General features: G+C 61.8%; 16 protein-coding genes. 11 read left to right on the plus strand and 5 right to left on the minus strand.

Features of this window, described 5'->3' with window-relative positions:
- Positions 1-140: 140 nt before the first annotated feature.
- Both HHL09_RS25090 and HHL09_RS25095 read right to left on the minus strand, forming a co-directional pair.
- Entirely contained in the window at positions 141-2,234 is a 2,094-nt protein-coding gene (locus tag HHL09_RS25090; RefSeq protein ID WP_169457400.1) for a penicillin-binding transpeptidase domain-containing protein, read from the minus strand.
- 47 nt (positions 2,235-2,281) lie between these two features.
- Positions 2,282-2,905 (minus strand): hypothetical protein, encoded by a 624-nt coding sequence (locus HHL09_RS25095; protein WP_169457401.1) that lies wholly within the window; start codon positions 2,903-2,905, stop codon positions 2,282-2,284.
- A gap of 429 nt (positions 2,906-3,334) precedes the next feature.
- On the opposite strand from HHL09_RS25095, the gene HHL09_RS25100 reads away from it, so the two are divergent.
- The 11 genes from HHL09_RS25100 (at position 3,335) to HHL09_RS25150 (ending at position 17,441) form a co-directional block, all read left to right on the plus strand.
- Entirely contained in the window at positions 3,335-4,363 is a 1,029-nt protein-coding gene (locus HHL09_RS25100; protein WP_169457402.1) for a hypothetical protein, read from the plus strand.
- Between the two features lie 46 nt (positions 4,364-4,409).
- Complete coding sequence (locus HHL09_RS25105) at positions 4,410-5,483, plus strand: hypothetical protein (RefSeq protein ID WP_169457403.1); 1,074 nt, start codon at positions 4,410-4,412, stop codon at positions 5,481-5,483.
- A 12-nt stretch (positions 5,484-5,495) separates the two neighbouring features.
- On the plus strand, positions 5,496-7,055 hold the full coding sequence (locus tag HHL09_RS25110) for a S8 family peptidase (RefSeq protein WP_205760940.1): 1,560 nt from the start codon (positions 5,496-5,498) through the stop codon (positions 7,053-7,055).
- Positions 7,056-7,123: 68 nt separating this feature from the next.
- On the plus strand, positions 7,124-7,378 hold the full coding sequence (locus tag HHL09_RS25115) for a hypothetical protein (protein ID WP_169457404.1): 255 nt from the start codon (positions 7,124-7,126) through the stop codon (positions 7,376-7,378).
- Positions 7,379-7,634: 256 nt separating this feature from the next.
- Positions 7,635-8,558, plus strand: coding sequence for an FkbM family methyltransferase (locus HHL09_RS25120; protein ID WP_169457405.1), 924 nt, complete (start codon positions 7,635-7,637; stop codon positions 8,556-8,558).
- A 12-nt stretch (positions 8,559-8,570) separates the two neighbouring features.
- A complete protein-coding gene (locus tag HHL09_RS25125) occupies positions 8,571-9,431 on the plus strand; it encodes an SGNH/GDSL hydrolase family protein (RefSeq protein WP_169457406.1) in 861 nt (286 codons plus the stop codon).
- 38 nt (positions 9,432-9,469) lie between these two features.
- Positions 9,470-9,733: a hypothetical protein gene (locus HHL09_RS25130; protein ID WP_169457407.1), complete on the plus strand. Its 264-nt coding sequence runs from the start codon at positions 9,470-9,472 to the stop codon at positions 9,731-9,733.
- A 24-nt stretch (positions 9,734-9,757) separates the two neighbouring features.
- Complete coding sequence (locus HHL09_RS25135) at positions 9,758-11,266, plus strand: MBOAT family O-acyltransferase (protein WP_169457408.1); 1,509 nt, start codon at positions 9,758-9,760, stop codon at positions 11,264-11,266.
- 10 nt (positions 11,267-11,276) lie between these two features.
- Positions 11,277-12,464 carry a hypothetical protein gene (locus HHL09_RS25140; RefSeq protein WP_169457409.1) on the plus strand — a complete coding sequence of 396 codons (1,188 nt, stop codon included), beginning with the start codon at positions 11,277-11,279 and terminating at the stop codon, positions 12,462-12,464.
- A complete protein-coding gene (locus HHL09_RS25145; protein WP_169457410.1) occupies positions 12,461-13,324 on the plus strand; it encodes an alpha-1,2-fucosyltransferase in 864 nt (287 codons plus the stop codon). Before HHL09_RS25140 ends, HHL09_RS25145 begins: the two co-directional genes overlap by 4 nt.
- A 406-nt stretch (positions 13,325-13,730) precedes the next feature.
- Positions 13,731-17,441 (plus strand): PQQ-dependent sugar dehydrogenase, encoded by a 3,711-nt coding sequence (locus HHL09_RS25150; RefSeq protein ID WP_169457411.1) that lies wholly within the window; start codon positions 13,731-13,733, stop codon positions 17,439-17,441.
- On the opposite strand, the gene HHL09_RS25155 is transcribed toward HHL09_RS25150, so the two are convergent.
- The 3 genes from HHL09_RS25155 to HHL09_RS25165 are packed head-to-tail and all read right to left on the minus strand — an operon-like array spanning position 17,438 to position 20,831.
- A complete protein-coding gene (locus tag HHL09_RS25155) occupies positions 17,438-17,902 on the minus strand; it encodes a GNAT family N-acetyltransferase (RefSeq protein ID WP_169457412.1) in 465 nt (154 codons plus the stop codon). The genes HHL09_RS25150 and HHL09_RS25155 overlap by 4 nt on opposite strands.
- Before the next feature lie 3 nt (positions 17,903-17,905).
- Complete coding sequence (locus tag HHL09_RS25160; RefSeq protein ID WP_169457413.1) at positions 17,906-18,391, minus strand: hypothetical protein; 486 nt, start codon at positions 18,389-18,391, stop codon at positions 17,906-17,908.
- A gap of 40 nt (positions 18,392-18,431) precedes the next feature.
- Positions 18,432-20,831 (minus strand): hypothetical protein, encoded by a 2,400-nt coding sequence (locus HHL09_RS25165; RefSeq protein WP_169457414.1) that lies wholly within the window; start codon positions 20,829-20,831, stop codon positions 18,432-18,434.
- Positions 20,832-20,859 lie beyond the last annotated feature (28 nt).

The following is a 20,859-nucleotide window of genomic DNA, read 5'->3' on the forward strand; positions in this document are numbered from 1 at the left end:
GCCGCGTCCAGCCTCGAAAACAGGCTCGCACCGAATCACATCAATGAGACGGGCCCGTCGCAGGGAGAACCTTTCCGACATATCCCGGTTTGCAGACAGATAGCTCGGGAAAGCACATCGTCCGCTCTCCAGGACACGCTTCAGTCCTCCGGTAATTCCGTCGAATCAGGCGGCACCACTTCCTCCGGACCTTGTTCAAGTTCCTCGGGATCCACCGGCAGGGCTTTCGGCACTTCCATGGCACCTTCTTCCTCCCGCGCGGCCGCGTCACCATCCAGATCCAGCGGCTCGACCGGCTGGGCCTTCAGCACGCCATCCTTGGACTCCTTCTTGCCCTCTCCGTCCTTCGGCGCGTCTTCAGCACCTTCCTCGCCCTCCTTCGCAGCCGGCTCGCCGGTTTCCTCGACGATCTGCACGGCCTTTGGTGCCGGGGCGATGATCTCTTTGAATTCTTCCTTCAGCGGTTCGAAGAACGCGCTGACCACCGGCGCGGCATTCTTGCCACCGCTCGGGTTCTCACCCGGACGGCCTTCATAGACCGCGGCAAAAGCGAAACGCGGCTCGTCATACGGCAGGAAGCCGCCGAACCACGCCAGGTTCGCGCTGGAATTCCACTGCGCTGTACCGGTCTTGCCGCAGAGCTCGGCGAAGCTCACGCCTGCCGAGCGTCCCGTGCCGTGATCCACCACATCGCGCATGCCTTCACGCACCACGCGGATCGCGTCCTCTTTCACCCCGAGCCAATTCCGTCGCTCGGGAGTCGCCTGCTTGATCACTCGGCCGTAGGGATCCTGAACCTGCATCACCAGATGCAGCTTCGGCAGCACGCCACCGTTTGCGATCCCTGCCATGGCCTGCGCCACTTGCAGCGGGGTGACTTCCAGCGAACCCTGGCCGATCGAAAGGTTGAAATCGTCACCGTCTTTGAAGCGGCGGTGGTGGACGCGCATCATCCACTCGTTGGTTGGCACCAGGCCGGGATTCTCACCCTTCAGCGGCAGCCCAGTCAGCTGGCCGAAGCCGAATTGCCGGGCCACGCCCAGGAAGGCCGGGGCACCGATCTTCATGCCCACCTGCCCGAACCAAATGTTGTTCGAGGTCGCAAGCGCCTGCTTCACGTTGATCGAGCCCGCCGCGCGCTTGTTGTGGTTGTGGAACGTGTGACCGCCCAGCGTGATCGCGCCAGCGCAATAGATCTCGGTGTTCTCATCCACCTCGCCGTTGTTCAGCGCGGTGAGCGCCACGATCGGCTTGAAGCTCGATCCCGGCGGATAGGCGGATTGGAAGGCCCGGCCCACCATCGGCTTGCCGGGGTCCTCATTCAACGCCTTGAAATCCTTGTCGGAGATTCCGGGAACGAAGCCGTTCAGGTCGAAGGACGGGCGCGAGGCCATCACCAGCACCTCGCCGGTGTTCACGTCGATCAGCACGAAGGCACCGCGGCGCACCTTGTCGCGCAGCACATCCTCCGCGTGATCCTGCCATGCCTTGTTCAGCGTGGTCACCAAGGCTCCGCCGGGGCGCGGCCGCTTCACCTGCTCCTTCAGCAGCTCGCGGCCGTTCTCATCATAGAGCATCCGCTTCATGCCCGGTTGCCCGGTGAGTTCGGTGTTGAAGATCGCTTCCAGGCCGGCACGGCCCTCCTGCTCCTCCCACATCGGCTCATTGAAATTGATCGGGCCGGTCGGTAGCTTCCCGACACTTCCGGTGTAGCCGATGATGTGCGCGGCCAAGCTCTTGCCCGGATAAAATCGCTGGTAAACCGGATGCAGGATCAGTCCCTTGCTCAACTGCGGTTCGATCTTCTTGCGTCCAGCTTCATCCAGATGCGAGCTGATCAGCAGCGGCAGCCAACGTCGGTTTTGATAGTGGTCCCACAGCTCGTCATCCGTCGGCTCCGAGGCCTCCGGGATCAAGGTCTTCGCCTTGGCGATGCGGGTGCGGCCCCATTCGATCACGAACGCGCGGTCCGCCTTTTCAAACTGCTCGTATTGGATCCCGAGTTGCCAAGCCACCCGGCTCTGCGCGAAGGCCGCGCCGCTGCGATCTAGGATGGGCCCGCGCGGTGCCGGAATCGATTGCGTGATCGTCCGGGCATCCTTGCGCGTGAAGATCGACGCGTTGTTCGGCGAAATGTCCGGCGCAGCTGTTTGCGGAATCGAAGCGAGGTCCTGCCCCGCGGAAACGGAGACCACGAGGGCTCCGGAGAGTAGCTTGGCGATCGGTCTTCTCACAGGCAGGATTTATGGAATCTAGGCGGCTTCCGGTCATATAGCAACGCTCAATCCCAGCCCGAATTTTGCCAATCCGCAGGGTCTTCCCCGATGCTTTTGACGATCTCCGCGGGCAGGAAAATGAACTCGTCCTCCCGCTTCACCGTCGGATCCAGGTGAAATTTCACCATTTTTCGCTCCCAGCGGCCCCCGGATTTCACGGAAAGATCGGCGAAAACCTCCAGGGCCCCGTCTTCCCGCGGCTTCACCTGTAGGAGGCCGGGGATCTCGTAGACCGCCCGGCTCCTCCCCGGTTCGTCCTTCACCATCCGGAAATCCGCCGTCCCCTGCAGCTTTTCTGCCGGATACCATTCGTCCTGTTTGCTCAGCGCCGTTTTTGTCCGCAGGCGGTGAATCATTAGCGACTCCTGCTTTCCCGGCTCCCCGTTCGCCTCGATCCGCCAGCGGAAGGGGCCGTCGAGCGTCGCCATCCCTCCGGACACCACCATCGCGCTCATCACGAAGCTTCCGCCCGCATTCCCCTCCGGCTTCACCCGCAACGCCACCTGCGCCCCGTTCACCGCCCCCCCGCCGGAACTCCCATAAGTGTGCTTCTTCGCCACGATGGCGGCGCAGCCGGGCAGCAGTGAAACGAGGAGGGGAGCAAGGAAGGGTCGGAGTGGGATCGGCACGACATGTTTGGACCCTAATCCGGGCTGTCCGGCAAGACACACCATGCTTGGCAGCCTTGCCCGGGCACCAGGCGGGACAAGCTCCCCTCGCAGGGAGACTCCGGCCGATCGTTCGCCGAGCAAGCCCGGCACCATCCCATCCCTGCCACCCTTATTTATAATTGTCGTGTTATGAACTTCCTCTCGTGGTGGATTATTACAATATGCTAATACTGTATTGTTTTCGTTTCCGAGTTAACAGAATATTTCCTTGCATGAAAGCATGGAATTGATCTACGGATCCAGGTGGTAAATCCAGTGAGCCTGCAATTGGCATATCAGGCTGCCGTCCTCCCTTACTTGTCTCTTTTTTCCTTCCCGGGAACCGTTTTCCCCGCCGCAAGCCTGCGTCCGGTTTCCGGAATGTCGCATCCTTGAATCATCACCGACATGTCAGCCGAATCGCACCAAACAACCCTCGATTTCTGGTTCGATTTTGACAACCAGACCCTGTACCAGCGAACCCCGGAAGTCCAAGCCTCGATCGATGCTTCCTACGGCCGCCTGGGTTTGGATCTAGATGGCCTGGTGGATGAGTTCCGCACTTCATTCGCATCCTCCGCTCATCCGGAGCGCTTCGCGGAACGGATCGCGGACGGCGCGGAGGGATTCCGCGCGCTGGCCGATCTGCAGATGGCGATCATTCGCAGCCATTTTCCGGACGGGACTAACGGAGCTCGCCAGACCGCCTTCGAGAAGTTCGGGGAAGGCGTTCTTTATGATGAGAGGAGGATCGTTTTCACGGATCATGTCATCCATATGATGGACGGAAGCCCCACCACATGGGTGGGCTATCACCGCTGGCATGCCTTCGTGCGCGCGGCTATCCTGTCCGGCGGGGACGCGGCCTCCTGGCAGGAAGTTCTGGGTTGGATCGCGCTGGCTTGGGCGATTCAGAGCGAGACCGACCCCATGGTAGATAATCCAAGCAACCCGGGAATCCCCGCCGGACGCCTCGGGGAGCTCCGCGCGCGCTGGCTTGGTGCGGATGAAGGATTCATCGATGCCGCCTTTGTCCACTTCCGCGGGCCTGCTCCCACGGAGGCAGACCTTCCCTCTCCCGCCCGCGCCGGCATCGCCACGGTGGCGGGAGAAGAACAGGAAATCTCTCCCTACCTGCGGGTCCAGCAAATCCTCAATGATGCCGCCGGTACCGGCCGCCCCAACCATGGCGGAAAGCGGCGCTTCTGGAATCTACCCCACGCGGAGTTCATGGCGCTGGGACCGGTCTACGGCGTGCAGCTCATCGCTCCGCCAGGCCCCGATCGCGGGGCCCGCTCCGGCCTCGTCCTCGCCCTGAAAGGTGAACCTCCCTTCGGCCCTGGCGGTTTTCCCCGCATGCCGCTGAACCGCCCGCCGGTCACACCGGAAAATATCCAGTTCATCCAGGACTGGATCGATTGCGATTGCCCGGAATGACCTGACTCATCCGCCCCCGAAATAACTCATCCTCCTCCTCCTCCTCATGAAACGAATCCCCCCGCTTGGTATCATTGTCCTTTGTTCCCTTCCCTTGGCCGCGGCCCGCGGGGAAGAACTGCCCGGTGAAAGCATCGACCCCGCCACCGCCATCCTGAATCCCGACAAGCACGCATGGGCTCTCTTCACGGAGCTGAATCGCGATGCCGGCACCGGCGACGGGCGGGTGGTCTGGGAGACTTGGAAAAATGCGGTGAATCCGGACGAAATCTTCAAGCCGGATGGGACGAAGCCCGAGCCTTGGGGAGAGGGCGCGAAGCCCCGCTCGAACAAGGACTTCGAGAGCCGTCCCAAGCAATTGGAAATGGCCCGGGCTGCCGGAGGGAAGGCAACCATCCAATTCGATCCCGATGCCGGGACGGGCAACGAAGTCCGCATGAACCGCCCGGCCTTCAACTTCATCGTGGACAACGGCCTCTATAACAAGGAGGGCCAGCTCGCTTTCTTCAGCCGCCAGAATGCCGATCGCCCCGGCCCCGGCTTCCCCATGGCGGCAAAGGAAATCAAGGCACAATGGCGGCCTCTCGGCGAGGGCAAGGATCCCTCCCGCTATCACACCGCAAAGCACCCGGACACGGGCGAGTTATGGGGACTCACTTCCCTCCACATCACCACGAAGGATCTTCCGAACTGGTTCTGGGCCACCTTCGAGCACCGGGACAACGAAGGCATCGAGGATCAGGTGCCCTCCGTCGATAGCCACGGCCTGCCAGCCCCGCTGAAGGGGACCAAGTGGGAGAATTACGTCCTTCGTGGTACCCAGATCGACTTCGTTTCCCCGGTGGGCACTCCTACCATCCTGGCCAGTTCCCAGATCGAGGAACCCTTCCAGAAGACCTCCTCCTGCATCACCTGCCATGCCCGGGCCACCATCGGCAAGCTGCCGGAAAGCAATGAGTTTCTCGTCCTCGATATCTTCGAATCCTTCTCGCCCCTGCGCGGGTCGGTCGGAGCGCCGGATCCAAGGTGGTTCTTCGATCCCAATGCACCGGCCAAACGCCTCTATCACCAGCTCGACTTCGTGTGGTCCCTGGACCGCGCCTCATCCGTCAACCGCTAACCAACTGAAGCCATGATCGAGAAGAGAATCAGGGACAAGGAATTGCTACGCTACCATCCGGACAAGATGATCGTGAAGGTGAGGCCGGAAGCGGCAGCTCCGGCACGCGCGGGAGTGCGGAGCTTTGGTGCGCTGGAGAGCGCCTCCGCGGGATTGGGAATCCTCCAGAGGTTGGAAAGGGCGGGAGTCGTGAAGGCCGTGCACTCGCTGGCCGGTCCTTCGCGCGGGTTCGAGCCTGAAGTCATCCGCCGCGGCAGAACCATGACGGCAGCCGCCTTGGAAACCTCCTTCGCGGCGGAGCGCCAGGATCCTTCCAAGGGCGGATCCATGTTGGTGGAACTTAGCCAGCAATCCGAAGACGAACTGGCGAGACTGCGCCTGCAATTGGTGGATGATCCCTATGTGGAGTATGCCTCCTTGGTCCCGATCCGCTATCTCATGCTGCCGGCCAAGAAGAGGCCGCGGGCCGGTATCGCCGCGACTCCGCCCGCGACGAATACCCTGTGGAATCTCGACAAGATTCTCTGGCGGCAGGCAAGGGGCCGGAACGGCTTCGTCGATGCGGACGGGGTCAGCATCGCGGTGCTCGATTCCGGCATTGATGAGTTCCATCCGGACCTCCAGCCGGTGATGTCGAGCAATACCATGGGCTATCCCGATGTCCCCTCCTCTTCGTCGAAGGACGTGATCGGGCACGGGACACACGTCGCGGGCATCATCGGTGCCGCCATGAACAATGGCGTGGGAATCAACGGCGTATGCCGTTGCCAGCTCCACGGTTGGAAGATCTTCGACGACGAGCCCGACTATGACGGCGAGAGCTACGTCTATTGGGTGGATCCGGTGATGTATTACCGGGCGCTGCGGGCCTGCATCCGGGAGGGGATCCAAATCGTGAACCTGAGCATCGGCGGTGGCGGGGAGCCCGATCAGGACGAGAAGGCGCTCTTTGCGGAAATGGTGGAAAAGGGAACCGTGGTGGTGGCGGCGATGGGCAATGAGCGGACCATCGGTAGTCCGGTTTCCTATCCCGCGGCTCTCCCTGGAGTCATCGCCGTCGGTGCCACCGATCTCGCGGACCGCGTCGCCCGCTTCTCGAATTCGGGCAACCACATCTCCGTGAGCGCACCGGGGGTCGGGATCTGGTCCACCCTGCCGACTTACGCCGGGCAAACCGGATTCAATGTGGGCACGAGTCCCGCCGGAAGGCGCGTCCCGGGCTCCCCGCACAAGCGTGAGATTGACTATGACGAATGGGATGGGACCTCCATGGCCGCTCCCCATGTCGCGGGAGCGGCCGCATTGTACCTCGCACGGAATCCCGATGCCTCACCCGAACAGGTAAAGGATGCCTTGGAACGGAGCGCCGACCAGGTCCCGGGCATGAGGGGACGGGATCATCACCCGGACTTCGGCTTCGGCCGCATCAATCTCGAAGCCTTGCTCGCCCCACCTGCCGGTCCTTCGTCCGCTAGGAAAAGGCCGGCCCGGAAAGTGGCCGCCAAGAAGGCTCCAGCAAGGAAAGCGGCCAAAGCCGCTGCGAAAAAGGGTGCCGCGCGAAAACCCGCGTGATTCCCCCGAGTCCGGAATCTCGATTCATTCAGCCTTTGATCCCGCGGAAAATCCGCTATCGTCTGAACATGGCAGAGGTCTTCTTCCATGTGCAGCCGGGGATCGGGCAAAAGCAGCTCGAACACGCCTTCCGGCCGATCCTCCGCGATGAAGCGGCGGGACCGCCGCAGCGCCTCTATCCGGATGCAGAGCCGGGAACGAAGGACTCCCGCGCCTTCTATGTCCGCTTGCGCCCGGAAACGCCGGCGGAGGAAGCATTGGACCGGATCAAGTCCCTGGAACTGGTGGAACGCGCCAGCATCCCGGCCCGCCGGGGGCTCTGATGGGATCGGAATTCCCTGCCGCCATGCAGCCCGCCCCTCGATTGGTTGGGGGCTGCTCCTTGGTCTGCGAGCCTCCAGTTCGTTTGGGATCGCAGGACCGGCGAGCGGGATTCCCTTCATGATGCTCCCGGGAATCCGCCACTCGCAATTCCCTCCTTGTCAATAGCCCCGGATCATCCCTGCACCATCTTTCACATACCCGTTCTCCCCGCTTGCCCCCCTCGCCGGGGCCGCCCATGATCGGGGCGCGCCGCCCATGAAAGTCAGCCCCTACAAGCGTTTTGAAAAAGCCTTCAAACGCGCTTATCTCAAGCCCCTTACGCTGATCCGCTACGGAACTTTGCATCCGGAGCGGGCGAAGCTCCATGGCAGCGACCATTGGATCTACATCGATGCCTATGACCCCTGCGCCCGCAAGAAGGTGGTCGAGGAGCCGCTGCGCGGGAAAGTTTCCGATAACCTCATCTTCTGGCGCGATTTCAACCGCCACCTCCAGCCCGACCTGATCGTGGACGTGGGCCTGAACTACGGCGAGTGCCTCTTCGGCACCGACTACGCGGAGAATGCTGTCTTTTACGGCTTCGAGGCGAATCCCCGTCTGATCCCGCACCTCGAGAAGAGCAAGGCTGAGCACCCCGCCGGCCTGCGCATGACGATTACCAATTGCTTGGTCTCGGATCAATCCGCGGACGACATTCCTTTCTTCGTGAATCCGGACTGGAGCGGTTCCTCCTCCGCGGTGAAGGAAATGAACACCCGCCCGCAGACGCTCGAATTCAAGCTCCCCGCCCGCACCATCGATTCGATCGTGCCGCTCGATGAAGCACGCGGAAAGACCCTGCTCTTCAAGATGGACATCGAGGGTTACGAGAGCAAGGCGCTCCGGGGCTTTGTCGAGACCCTCGCTTCCGTGTCCCGCTCGGTGGGCTTCATCGAGTTCGATGCTCAGTACATCCGCTGGGCCGGGCAATCTCCGGAAGAATACCTTTCCTGGCTGCAGCAGCGCTTCAATACCTATCGGGTCAGCGGCATCAAGGCGAAGACCCTGAAGCGGGTGACCAGCTTCGATGATCTGCCGAAACTCCATGGCAATGCCGAACGCGTGCATACCGACCTCGTGCTGATCGGCAAGCAAACCCCGGATGGCTGGCTGGCTCCCGAATGGACCATCACGCACTAAACGAGACCGAGCGTGATTCCCGAACTGCCTGCGCCGATCCTGGCCGAGGTCAATGCCTTGGCCGATGATCTCGATGCGCTGATCACCCGCAAGCCGCGTACCACCACCACGCCTTGCGACGAGCGCCGCTACAAGCTGCTCTCCGCTCACCTCGGTCGCGAGCTGAAGGGACCGATCGAGCCGATCCCATGTCTGGGCGATAGCAATACGATGTTCTTTGCCGGAGCGGAGCGCCTGCGCTTCATCCGTTACCGCCGCAGTGCTTTCTGGAGGCCGCATTGGATCAATCGGGGCCTCGATCTGCTGCCCTGTTTCCGTGTCTTTCACGTAGGCCCGGCCACGGCATGGAAAGCGGGGGATCTCGGATCCTCCACTCGTTCGCGGGAGAAGATCGACATCCTGCTAAAGAAGGACATCAAGCCCGGCTCGAAGATCATCATGAGCTTCGGCGAAATCGATTGCCGCATCCACATGGCGAAGGCCGTGAAGGGCGGCGCGAATATCGATGACGTCGTGGAGAAGACCGCCGCGAAGTTCGTGAAGCTCCCGCAGGAAATCGCCGCTCTCGGATTCCTCCCGATCATCTGGGGTCCTCCGCAGATCATCCCGAAGGATGAGAAGCTCTCCAGTCCCACCTTCCCTTTCATCGGCTCATGGGAAATGCGCCGGGACATCACTTACGCCTACATCGCGCGCCTCCGCGAGCATTGTGAGGAATCCGGGATCCCCTTCCTGTCGATCGCCGGGATGTATCATCCGCCGCAGGAGAAAGCCGACCGCGCCCTCTTCCATGATGGCACCCACCTTTCCCAGCGCCTGATGCCGCTTGCCTTGTCCGAGCTCCAGAAAGCGGGCGTCCTGCAGATCCCATGAGGATCCGAAGTCGAGTTCCGACCCATCCGACATTCCTCATGAAAGCTCTGGCGGACGCAGCCATCGAATCGATCCTCTATCTCAGCCTCGCTCCTGATGAGGACGAGCGTGCGGATGCCGATGGGGAGATCCTTGAATCCCTGGTGGCCACCCTTCAATCGAGCTCCCCGGAGGAACTCGACGAGCTTCGTGCCGCGCTCGAACGCTCCCGCGTTGCCGCGAGAGCGGCCAACAGGCTGACACCGGAGCTTCTGGAAAGCTTCCGCGTGATTGAGACGGACATCTTTGGCGATCCTGACTAAGGACAGCCTCGCCCGACGGATCGGATGCTTTTCAATTCCTACACCTTCCTGCTGGTCTTCCTGCCGATCACCCTGATCGGCTTTCTGGCCTTGCGAAAGGCACCCTTCCGGCTCGGGCTCGGCTGGCTGGTGGTGATGTCGCTGGTCTACTACGGCGTCTGGAATCCGAATCCCGAGGAACCGTGGAGCCCGAAGTATCTCGGCCTCATCCTCGGGTCCTGCGCGGCGAACTACTTTCTCGGGCGCTCGCTCTCGCGCCTGAAGTTCACCGGCCAGGGCAAGCTGCTGCTGGCCCTCTCCATCGCGGCGAATCTCATCCTGCTCGGCTACTACAAGTACGCAGGCTTCCTCGCGGGCATCGCCACCGATCTAACAGGTTGGCCCGGGGATCTGGCGAAGATCACGCTGCCGCTGGCCATCTCCTTCTTCACCTTCCTGCAGATCGCCTACCTCGTCGATGCATGGAAGGGCCTCACCGAGGAGTATCACTTCACGGACTACCTGCTCTTCGTGACCTTCTTCCCGCACCTCATCGCGGGCCCGCTGATCCATCACCGGGAAATGATGCCGCAGTTCGCGAAGAAGAACCATGGCTGGCACCGGGACTTCCCGGTCGGCATGGAGATCTTCATCGCCGGGATGTTCAAGAAGGTGGTCATCGCGGATAACCTCGCCCCCATCGCGAATCCGGTCTTCGCCCTGGTCGCGGGGGATGGGCGCATGCCGACCATGGCGGAAGCATGGATCGGGGCGCTGGCATACACGCTCCAGCTTTACTTCGATTTCTCCGGTTACTCGGACATGGCCATCGGCTCGGCCCGCATGTTCGGCATCCGCTTCCCGCTGAATTTCCACTCGCCCTACAAGGCGGTCTCGGTGATCGAGTTCTGGCGGCGCTGGCACATGACCCTTTCGCGCTTCCTCCGGGAATATCTCTATATCCCGCTTGGCGGCAATCGGAAGGGGCCCTCGCGCCGCTATGTGAATCTCTTCCTCACCATGCTGCTCGGCGGTCTCTGGCATGGTGCGGGCTGGACCTTTATCATGTGGGGTGCCCTGCACGGGACCTATCTTTGTGTGAATCACGCTTGGGCGGGATTTCGGAAGCGCACCGGTCGCGCGCCCCTGCCGGCGCCGCTGGCAGTGCTGCTGACCTTCGTGGCCGTGGTGATCGGCTGGGTCTTCTTCCGGGCCCATAATTTCGAAGGTGCGGGCCGCATGCTTGCCTCGATGTTCGGGATGAATGGATTCGGCGGCTTGCCGGACAAGGCGACCCGGGTGGTGGCCAGCGTCTCGAGCGTCCACGTCGCGCTGGCACTCATCGCCTGCTGGATTTTCCCGAATACCCAGCAGATTTTCGCCCGCTACAAGCCCGCCCTGCGTGTGCCCGGTGCGCCTTATCCGGAACGCACCCGCTACCGCTGGTACCAGTGGCGCCCCACCCCGCTCTTCGCCCTGCTCACCATCGTCTTCATCGTGGTGATCGGCATGCAGTTCGACAAGGTGAGCGAGTTCATCTACTTCCAGTTCTAACCCATTCGCCGTGCGACAGCTCCGCCGCTACCAGTGCTTCTTCCTCGTCCTCATGGTGGCCGTGGCAGGGCTCGCATTGGGTTTCAATTCATGGGCGAATCCATGGCGCGTGATCCCCTCGCCATTGAGCTCTCAGAAGATGGAGCCCTACCGCGCGATCGAGCAAAACTGGAACCGCACCTGCAAGGCGGGCCTCGCCAGTTCCTCGGCATGGGATGCCGGGCTCTTCGGTTCTTCCCGCGTCGATATCGGCCTGAATCCGAAGCACCCTGCCTTCGATGGGATGAAGTGCGGGAACTTCGGCCTGAATGCCGGCCTGCTGGCGGAGAACGAGGCAATGTGCCGCTACTTCCTCGATCACCAGAATCCGAAGCTGATCGTCCTCGCGATCGATGCCACGGACCTCACCACGCCGGTGGCGAAGAAGAAGCAGGCAGATTTCGATATCTCGCCCTTGGCCGGTGGCCCGGCGACCTTGGAGCAGCGCCTGCGGGACCACGCGGGTATTTCCACTCTTTCCTCATCGCTCGCCGCCACCAGCCGGATGCTGCGCGGCACCCTGGCCGAGCACACGCCGGAGGGATTCCGCCGGGAACCGGAATATCCGGATGGCCAGTTGCTCTACTTCTCCACCATCTATCGAATGGCGAAGCAGCACACCGCCCAGGGGAAGGTGGACGCGGAAAAGATCGCCATGCTTGAAGAGATTGTCGCCCGTTGCCGTCAGAAGGGCGTGCGTCTGGTCATCTTCTTCACCCCGAACCACGGGCTCTTCCAATTGGCCTTCCGCGAACTCGGCGATCCCGACCCCTATTTCCTCGAAGACCGCCGCGCCCTGGCGGATCTGGCGGCCCGCGCAAACGCCGCGGATCCCGCCGCACCACCCGTGGAAGTGTGGGATTTCCTCGATGGACATCCCCTCAACACCCCTCCGATGCCCCCGGCCGGACAGAAAAAAGGCCACCCCGCCGGTTGGGTGGATCTCTTTCACGTTCTGCCGGAGACGGGTGATCGCATGCTTGAGCGCTTGCAGGGTCGCGGGGATTACGGCGAACTGCTCCTGCCGGACGGCGTGGAGGCGCGGGTGGCGAAGGTGAAAGCGCAGCTCGACGAGTATGAGGCGCGGAATCCGGAAGATGCCGCATACCTCCGCAAGTCGCTCGCGAAATTCCAATCCCTTCCGTCGAAGAAGCAGTGAAACGTATCGCCGTTGCCATGATCAAAGGCGGGCTGGGCAACCAGCTCTTCGCCTATGCGGCTGCCCGTGCCTACGCGATGCGGACGAACCGGGAGCTCCTCATCGACCACGTCTCCGGCTTCACCCGCGATGGCTACGGCCGCGGCTACAAGCTCGACCTCTTTCCCATCTCCGGGACCCTCGCGCCGAAGCGTTGGCAACTGGGCGACCCGAAGGGCTCGCATCACAAGTTCATCCGCTCGATGAACAAGGTGCTGCCGAATCCATGGAAATCCTACCTCGCCGAAGACCAGGACAAGGACGAGACACAGCTCACCGGCTTCATCTCGAACCGTCAGGTGGTGCGCCTGAATGGCTACTGGCAGAGTGAGAAATTCTTCGCAGAGCGTGCTGCCACCATCCGCACCGAGTTGAAGCTGCCGGCCTTTGAAGACGGTCCCGACAAGGATCTGGAGGCGGAGCTGGCTTCGAGTTCTTCCGTGTTCCTTCATATCCGCCGGGATCGCTACAGCCCGCGGCTGGGATCCGGCTACTACGACTCTAGTATCGCATCCGCGCTTTCCACCCTGGGAAGCTGCCAGTTCCACGTCTTCGGGGACGACCTGGAGTGGGCAAGGCAGTATCTCGATTTCCAAGGCGCGCCGGTGACCTTCCAGTCGTCGGAGAACAGCGATGAACTGCGCGATTTCCGCCTGATGATGGCCTGTCGTCATGCCATCGTGGCAAACAGCTCATTCAGCTGGTGGGCCGCATGGCTGAAGCGCCATGCCGACAAGCGGGTCTGGACCCCCTCCACCCCCGGCTGGCCTCTCAAGCCCGCCTCCGAGTGGACGAAGGTTCCGAACCGCCTTGAATATTAAAGCTCCCTGACGCGGAGCGGGCTCCGGATGTCCGGTCTTTCGCGGGAGATTGCTTTCCGGCGTGCGGCTCCCATCTCCCGATGCCATGTGCTTCTTCCGCGTCGAGGTAAGGGAGGGCTAAAGCCCCCCGCTTCGCCGGGGACCTCTGCCATTTCTCCCCATCGCGGCGACTTCTCCTTATCATGGCCGCCGTGAATCAAAGTTCCGTCCTCCGCACCGCGCACCGCGAGGACTTGGTCCGACTCTGCCGCCTGTTAAATTTCCTCCTTTTAGCAGGCATAACAGGCACTCTTCCCCTTCCCGTCTCCGCGCATTTTCCCGCTAAACCAGACTCCCTCATCTCCACCCTCAATATGTAACGCCAAGTATTTTGCCTTACCTGAGATTCCGACTATGTTGCGCACCCATGAGCCGGAAATCTCTCCTCCTTCTCGCCGTGCTGTGTGGCGTCGCCGATGCCCAATCCGTCACCCATCGTTGGAAATTCAACGATACGCCCGCTGGCTCTCTCTCCCATCTCACCATCATCCCGGACGTCATCACCGGTGCTCCCGGACAGATCGTTGGCAATGGCGCCACCCGCACCGGCACCGCCCTGACCCTGCCGGGCACCAGCGGCGGTGACAACGCTGCCAATGCGATCTCCGCTTACCTCGACCTGCCGAATGGCATCGTCTCTTCGAAGACGAATCTCACCCTCGAGATCTGGGCCACCATTCATTCCGGAAAAAATTGGCAGCGGCTCTTCGACTTCGGCCGCATGAACATCTCCGGGAATGGCGCGGCGGGTGAACTCACGCCGTCCAGCGTTGCCCCGGGCGGCACGAATTCCAGCGATAACCTGATGCTCGCTGTCCAGCGCGGCGGCGATATCAACACCCAGCAACTCACCGCACGGCTTGATGGCGGCGGCGAGATCCAGAGCCAGACCGGCATCGCGACCACGCTCAATACCCAGTACCACTACGTCATCACTTTCCAATCCGGAGTCGGCGCGAATCCCGGTACCGGCGGCCGTCTCACCTGGTATCGCAATGGCGTCCAGGCCGGTTTCCTCGACACGAACTTCAAGCTGAACCAGGTCGAGGACGTGAACAACTGGCTCGGCCGCTCGATGTGGAGCAACGACAGTAATTCGAACATTTCCTACAACGACGTCCGCATCTACGACTACGCGCTTTCTCCTGCCCAGATCACTGCGAACACCAGCGCCGGTCCCGATGGCGCCTTTCCCGCTCCCGTCACCCAGCCGGACGCGGCGACCATGCGGCACAATGCAAAGGCTCGCGTCAGGGTCTTGGCGAACGATGTCGGCGAAGTCTCCCGGGCCACCTTGGCCATCGACCAGCAGCCGGCCTCCGGCACCGCAACTGCCATGCCCGATGGGACGGTCCTCTACACCCACACCACGGGCACTCCGGCGAATGACAGCTTCGTCTACCGTGTCTCGAATAGCACCGGACAATCCAGCACCGGCACGGTGACCGTGACCTTCTCTTCGGCGCTGAAAATCCCTTCGCCCGGCCTCAATGTCCCGTCCACCCCGCCTCCCACCGCCTATGCGCTGAACAACGCGCTGGGCAGCCTCACCTTCAATCAGCCGCTCAGCATCGCCACGCCACCGGGCGAGACCCAGCGGCTCTTCATCTGCGAGAAGCCCGGAGTCGTGAGGCTGGTGCCGAATGTCACCGCCGCCTCACCGACGTCCAGCGTCTTCCTCGATCTCGCGACGCTGGTGAACAACCGCGCGAATGAGGATTTCTTCCCCGACTCCGGCGGAGAATCCGGCCTGCTCAGCATCGCCTTCCATCCGCAGTATGCGAGCAACCGCCAGTTCTACGTCTTCTACACCGTGAGCAAGACTGGCGGGAACCGCTTCCAGCGTGTCAGCCGCTTCACCGCCCAAGCGGGAAATCCGAACGCCGCCGATACCGCCTCGGAGCAGATCCTCATCGAACAACTCGACGACGAAACCAATCACAATGGCGGGGACATGCACTTCGGCCCCAATGACGGCTATCTCTACATCTCCGTGGGAGACGAAGGCAGCGGCAACGACGCGCTGAACAACAGCCAAACGATCAACAAGGACCTCTTCTCCGGGATTCTCCGCATCGATGTGGATAAGAAGCCTGGAAACGTCGCACCGACCGCCCACGCATCCATCCCGCTCGATAGCGGGGTCGCACGTTTCTCCATCCCCATCGACAATCCCTTCGTCCACACCTCGCTCGGGGGAAGCTGGGACGGAAAATACAATGGCGCGAATGTGAGTCAGACCACGGTGCGCCGCGAGTTCTGGGCCACCGGCCTGCGGAACCCCTGGCGCATGGGCTTCGATCCCGCCACCGGTGATCTCTGGTGTGCCGATGTAGGCCAGGGCGCTTGGGAAGAGGTGGACGTGATCCGCCGTGGAGGCAACTACGGCTGGGCCTACCGCGAGGGAGAACACAACGGGGCCAAGTCCGGATCCGCTCCCGCAAATTTCGACACGCTCTACCACAGCAAGCCGATCTACGAGTACCCTCGTAATAATCCGGGCTTCGACGGCTACTCCGTGACCGGCGGCCGCGTCTATCGTGGCACCCGCATCGCAGCCCTGACCGGGAAATACATCTTCGCCGACTATGGCTCCGGGAATGTCTGGGCATTGAATCTCGATGGCGAAGGCATCCAGCGCCTCGCTGGCGAAGGCGGGATCTCCGGCTTCGGATACGATCCCTCGAACCAGGATATTCTGATTGCGGATATCGGGGATGGCATCATCCGCCGTCTCACTGCCACCACGGATGACAGCAGCTATCCTCAGACCCTGAGTTCCACCGGTCTCTTTGCCGATCTCACCGATCTCTCTCCCTCGCCGGGTGTGACTCCTTACAATGTGAACCTGCCCTTCTGGAGCGATCACGCGGTGAAGAGCCGCTGGTTCACCATCCCGAATGGCACCTCGCAGTTCACCTGGTCGAAAGACGGGCTGTGGACCCTTCCTACCGGCACCATCTGGGTGAAGCACTTCGACATGGAGATGGAGCGGGGCGTACCCGCGAGCAAGAAGCGGATCGAGACCCGCCTGATCGTGAAAAACGCCGGGGGTGCCTATGGCGTGAGCTACCGCTGGAATGAAGCCGGCACCGAGGCCACCTTGGTCGGGGACAGCGGCGAGGATTTCACATTGGACGTCACCAGCAATGGGACCCCCGTCCCGCAGACTTGGCATATTCCCAGCCGCGCGGAGTGCATGATCTGCCACACGTCCCAAGCGGGCCACGCGCTTTCCTTCAATACGCGCCAGCTCAATCTCGCGAACGATATCCTCGGCTTCTCCGGCAATCAGCTCACGACGCTCAGGACCCAAGGTTATCTCTCGAATGAGCCGGGCTCTCCGAACCTGCTGCCGCGGCACCTCCGCGCGGATGAGGATGACTATTCGGTGGAAGCACGCGTGCGATCCTACATCGCGGTGAATTGCTCCTACTGTCACAAGATCGGCGGCACTGCCCCGGCGTCATGGGATGGCCGCCCGGAACTCACCTTGACTCAGACGGGCCTGATCAATGGCGAAGCCACCAACAACGGAGGAAATCCCGCGAACAAGCTGGTGGTCCCCGGAGACACCACGCACTCCGTAGCGTTGAATCGCGTGGCCGTGACCAATGGCTTCACCCGCATGCCCCCGATCAGCAGCAATGTGATCGATACCGCGAGCGTGGCCCTGCTGACGGAGTGGATCAATGGCGAGTTGGACGAGCGCGTGGTTTATGAGGACTGGCGCATCACCAATTTCGAGCCGGACAATGATCCCGCCGGCGCTCCTACCGCCGATCCGGATGGCGATGGCATCACCAATCAGGACGAATACCTGGCGGGGACCAATCCCCACAACGCCGCCAGCGGGCTGCGTCCACTCGTCACCGCTGATCCCGCCGGCATCAAGCTAAGCTTCCCGGTGCCCGTGAACCGATCCTACCGCATCGATGCCTCGCAGGATATGCAGGCTTGGACACCTTGGAACGTCCCCGGCAATCAGGGCCTGCCCGCCCCCGGCGGCGAGATCGAGCTCGTCATTCCGCCCAACGATCCAATGCGCTTCTTCCGCGTCGAACTCCGGGAGAACTAACCGCCGGCACGGATCGCATAAATCACCTGCGCCTCACCGAATCGCTCCAAGCGCCGGTCCTCGTTCATGCCCAACCTCTCTAACAGGGCGATCGATCTTTTGTTCGCTACCTGGGTTTCCGACACCACACGCTCCAAGCCCAGCTGATCAAAGGCGAAGCGCAGCGCTTCGGTGCATGCGCGGAAAGCCACGCCCTTCCCCTGCCACTCCCGCAGCAGGACGAAGGAAAGTTCCATATCATCACTACCGTGATGGGGCGAAAGCCAGATCAGGCCGACCGCTTCGCCATCCTCCCGGATCACTCCTGCTCCTGCTCCTGCTCCTGCTCCTTCGATCAGGCCCGCCACCCGGACTTCCGCAGCCTCTTGGGAAAGCGGTCCGCCCAGATAGCGTCGTACTTTCGGGTCGGTGAAAAGCCGCACCAAGGTCGGCGCATCGCGTGGTTCAGGAGCCGGGAGCATCGATCAAAAGTCGGTGGACCATTGGTTCGGCATCTGCGGCGCCCGCAAGAGAATCTCACGGTCCTCCTGCTCCCGGCGCAGGAAATAGTCCTTTTCCCTTTGCATGATGTTAAACTCCCCGACTTCGTTCAGCAGGATCCACTTTCCATCGGCATTCGCAAACTCCCAACCCACCGCCGGCCTCGACTTGTGGCGGACGTAAATGCCCTGGGTGGGGCCGACTTGAATCATCCGCACCAGAACCGGCGAGGGGCCCTTCTTCCAAGGGTTCTGCAAGCGCTCCAGATAGACATTCCAAGCAAATAGCTCGGCACCCGGTGCGTCCGGGGAATCACACCATGCCAAGACGGCCTGTCGCGCTTCCTGCGGCACCGCAGGGTCGAAGTTAACCCCCGGCTTCATCAGGAAGAAACGCGCGCACCATCCCGCATAGCCGAGCAGCGCCAGCGTCATGAGTCCGAAGAGCAGGATGGCCTTTCCGCGTCTCATCTCCCGATAGTAGGAACCGCCACCGCGCTACGGATTTGTCTTAAGGATCGATCAAGCGATAGAAAGCGCGGCCTGTCGGGGGATCCTCATCCTGAAAAAATACCGCGCCCGCCCCGCTGGCATCTACCTCGCGTTGCCAGTTCCAATTTGTCATGTCGGAGCTTCGTTGCAGGAGGTAGGTCTGCCGTGCCGTGCCCTTGAAATAAACCGCCGGCGTCCCCGTCTCTTGCAAGACGATCGAACTGCCTTCCGGTACCCCATAGGAAAAGAGGGCCACTTTGTTCGCCATTCGCTGCCCCACCGCGAGCTGCCTGCGGTCCGGGTCATAGGCCATCGCCTGGGCCAGGCTCAGGGTGGTGAGATCCCCGATCACGCTGTTGCTCGCATCGATCTCGCCGCTGGTTCCATTGATGCCGTTGCCGAGGGTTACCGCACCGGGATAGGGAGCCGCCGATTGAAAATACTGGGAGCCCACCAGATAGTGACCATCCGAAGTCGGGAAGACCTTCGGAACATAGGTACCGGACAAGTAGCGCGTGCTGCCGATCCTATCATTGGCGGTGGCACCCACCAGCGAGTTCGCCGCGGATACCACGCCGCTTGTTCCTGTTGTTCCATTCCCCCATGTCACCGCGCCGGCATCAGTCACGACGCCCCGATCCCAGAAGCTTGCCACCGCCACGTAGTTCCCATTGCTCAGCGGCACGACCGTCTCGCCCACCTTGTCGCTGGCGGAAGATCCGACCAGTGAGTTCTCCGGTCCCACGATACCCACCGTCCCGCTTGAGCCATTCCCCCAACTGGCGGCTCCTTGATCTTCCGGACCGCCGGGGCTTTCCCACTGCGGGCTACAGACCACATAATTGCCGTTTGCCAAGGCGATGGCCTTGGCACCCACGTATTGGGCCAGATGGGTTCCCACCAGCGAGTTCGCGGCATTCACGGACCCTGTCACCGGACCGCTGCCATCGCACCACGTTGCCGCTCCGCATCCGTAGATGCCGTTGCTATACCAATACGGACTGCACACCACATAATTGCCATTCGTGAGCGCGGTGATGCCGCCGAGGCTGATGAGGTCGCCCACCTTGCCCAGCAGCGAGTTTGCTGCGGAAACTTCGCCGGTGGTTCCTGTTGTACCATTTCCCCAAGTGACCGCACCACAGCTTACACCGGCGTCCGTTTGCACCGAGACGCTTCCGACGACATAGTGGCCATTCGCCAAGGCAAAGACCCCGTTTGCTCCCGCCGCGCCGGAGCCCACGTTGTCGTTGTTATACGTGCCGACCAGGGAGTTGTCCGCCGAAACGGTCCCCACGCTGGGACTTGAACCTTGGCACCAGGTGACCGCACCGGCGTTGAGAATCGCACCGTGATCCACCCTCGCGCTACTGATCACGTAGTTCCCGTTCTTGAGAGGCGTCACGCCGACGTCACCCACGAAGGACTCCGCCTGTCTACCGGTCATGGAGTTCGCGGCGGATACCGTGCCGATCAGGCCCGTCTCGCCATTGGCCCAGGTCACAGCACCCTCGTAGTTCGGACCCCAGTTCGGGGTTCTCACCACATAGTTGCCATTGCTCAGGGCATACACTCCCGGTGTCCAGTTATAAGCCCCGACCATCTCCCCGTCCTTGGTCCCCATCAGCGAATTGCTGGAGGATACCACACCCGTGATACCGGTGGTTCCATTTCCCCAGGTGACCGCACCGGTGCGCTTGCCCGATGCATTGAAGGAATTCCACGTGCAGGTTACATAGTTGCCATTGGTCAGTGGATACACCCCACCCGAGCCCACACCTTCGCCCACGCTGCTTCCAGTCAGGGAGATCGTAGTGGAGATAATACCGCTCACGCCCGTGTCGCCGCTGCCCCATGTGACAGCTCCCGCCCTTTCCCAACCGCCAACATTTGCATCGGGAGAGACCACGACGTAGTTGCCGTTCGCCAAGGCGACGACTTGCGTCCCATACGTCTGGTCATTCAGTCCGCCCCCTGTGCCGAGCAGGGAGTTGCTGGGCGAGATGGTTCCGCTTACTCCGGTATCCTTGTCACCCCAGGTCACCGCACCTTTGTCGGCACCATTGGAGTTCCAGAAAGGGCTCATGATCACATAGTTCCCATTTGCCAGTATCTTCACGCCGCCGTTGCCAATGGCGTCGAAGGCATAGCTCCCCTTCAACTGGCTGATCATCCGGCCGCCCGGGGTGAAGAGAAAGACCGCACCGGCTGCCAGCGGTCCACCCGGCTCGGTGAACTGCGCGGCCACGACCACGAGATTGCCATTTGGAAGCACCGTCACATGGTGGCCGAAAAAGGGGACATCCCCGCCGCCCGGATAAGTGAAGTCCGTTTGGATCGCCGCCGCCGCAGGCTTGGCCAAGCCGCATAGGGACCACAGGATCACGACCGCGTTCCGGAAGATGTAGGAGGGTGACATCGGCCCGGAGAATGGAGATTCACCATGA

The sequence above is a fragment of the Luteolibacter luteus genome (assembly GCF_012913485.1).
GTDB classification, from domain to species: domain Bacteria; phylum Verrucomicrobiota; class Verrucomicrobiia; order Verrucomicrobiales; family Akkermansiaceae; genus Haloferula; species Haloferula lutea.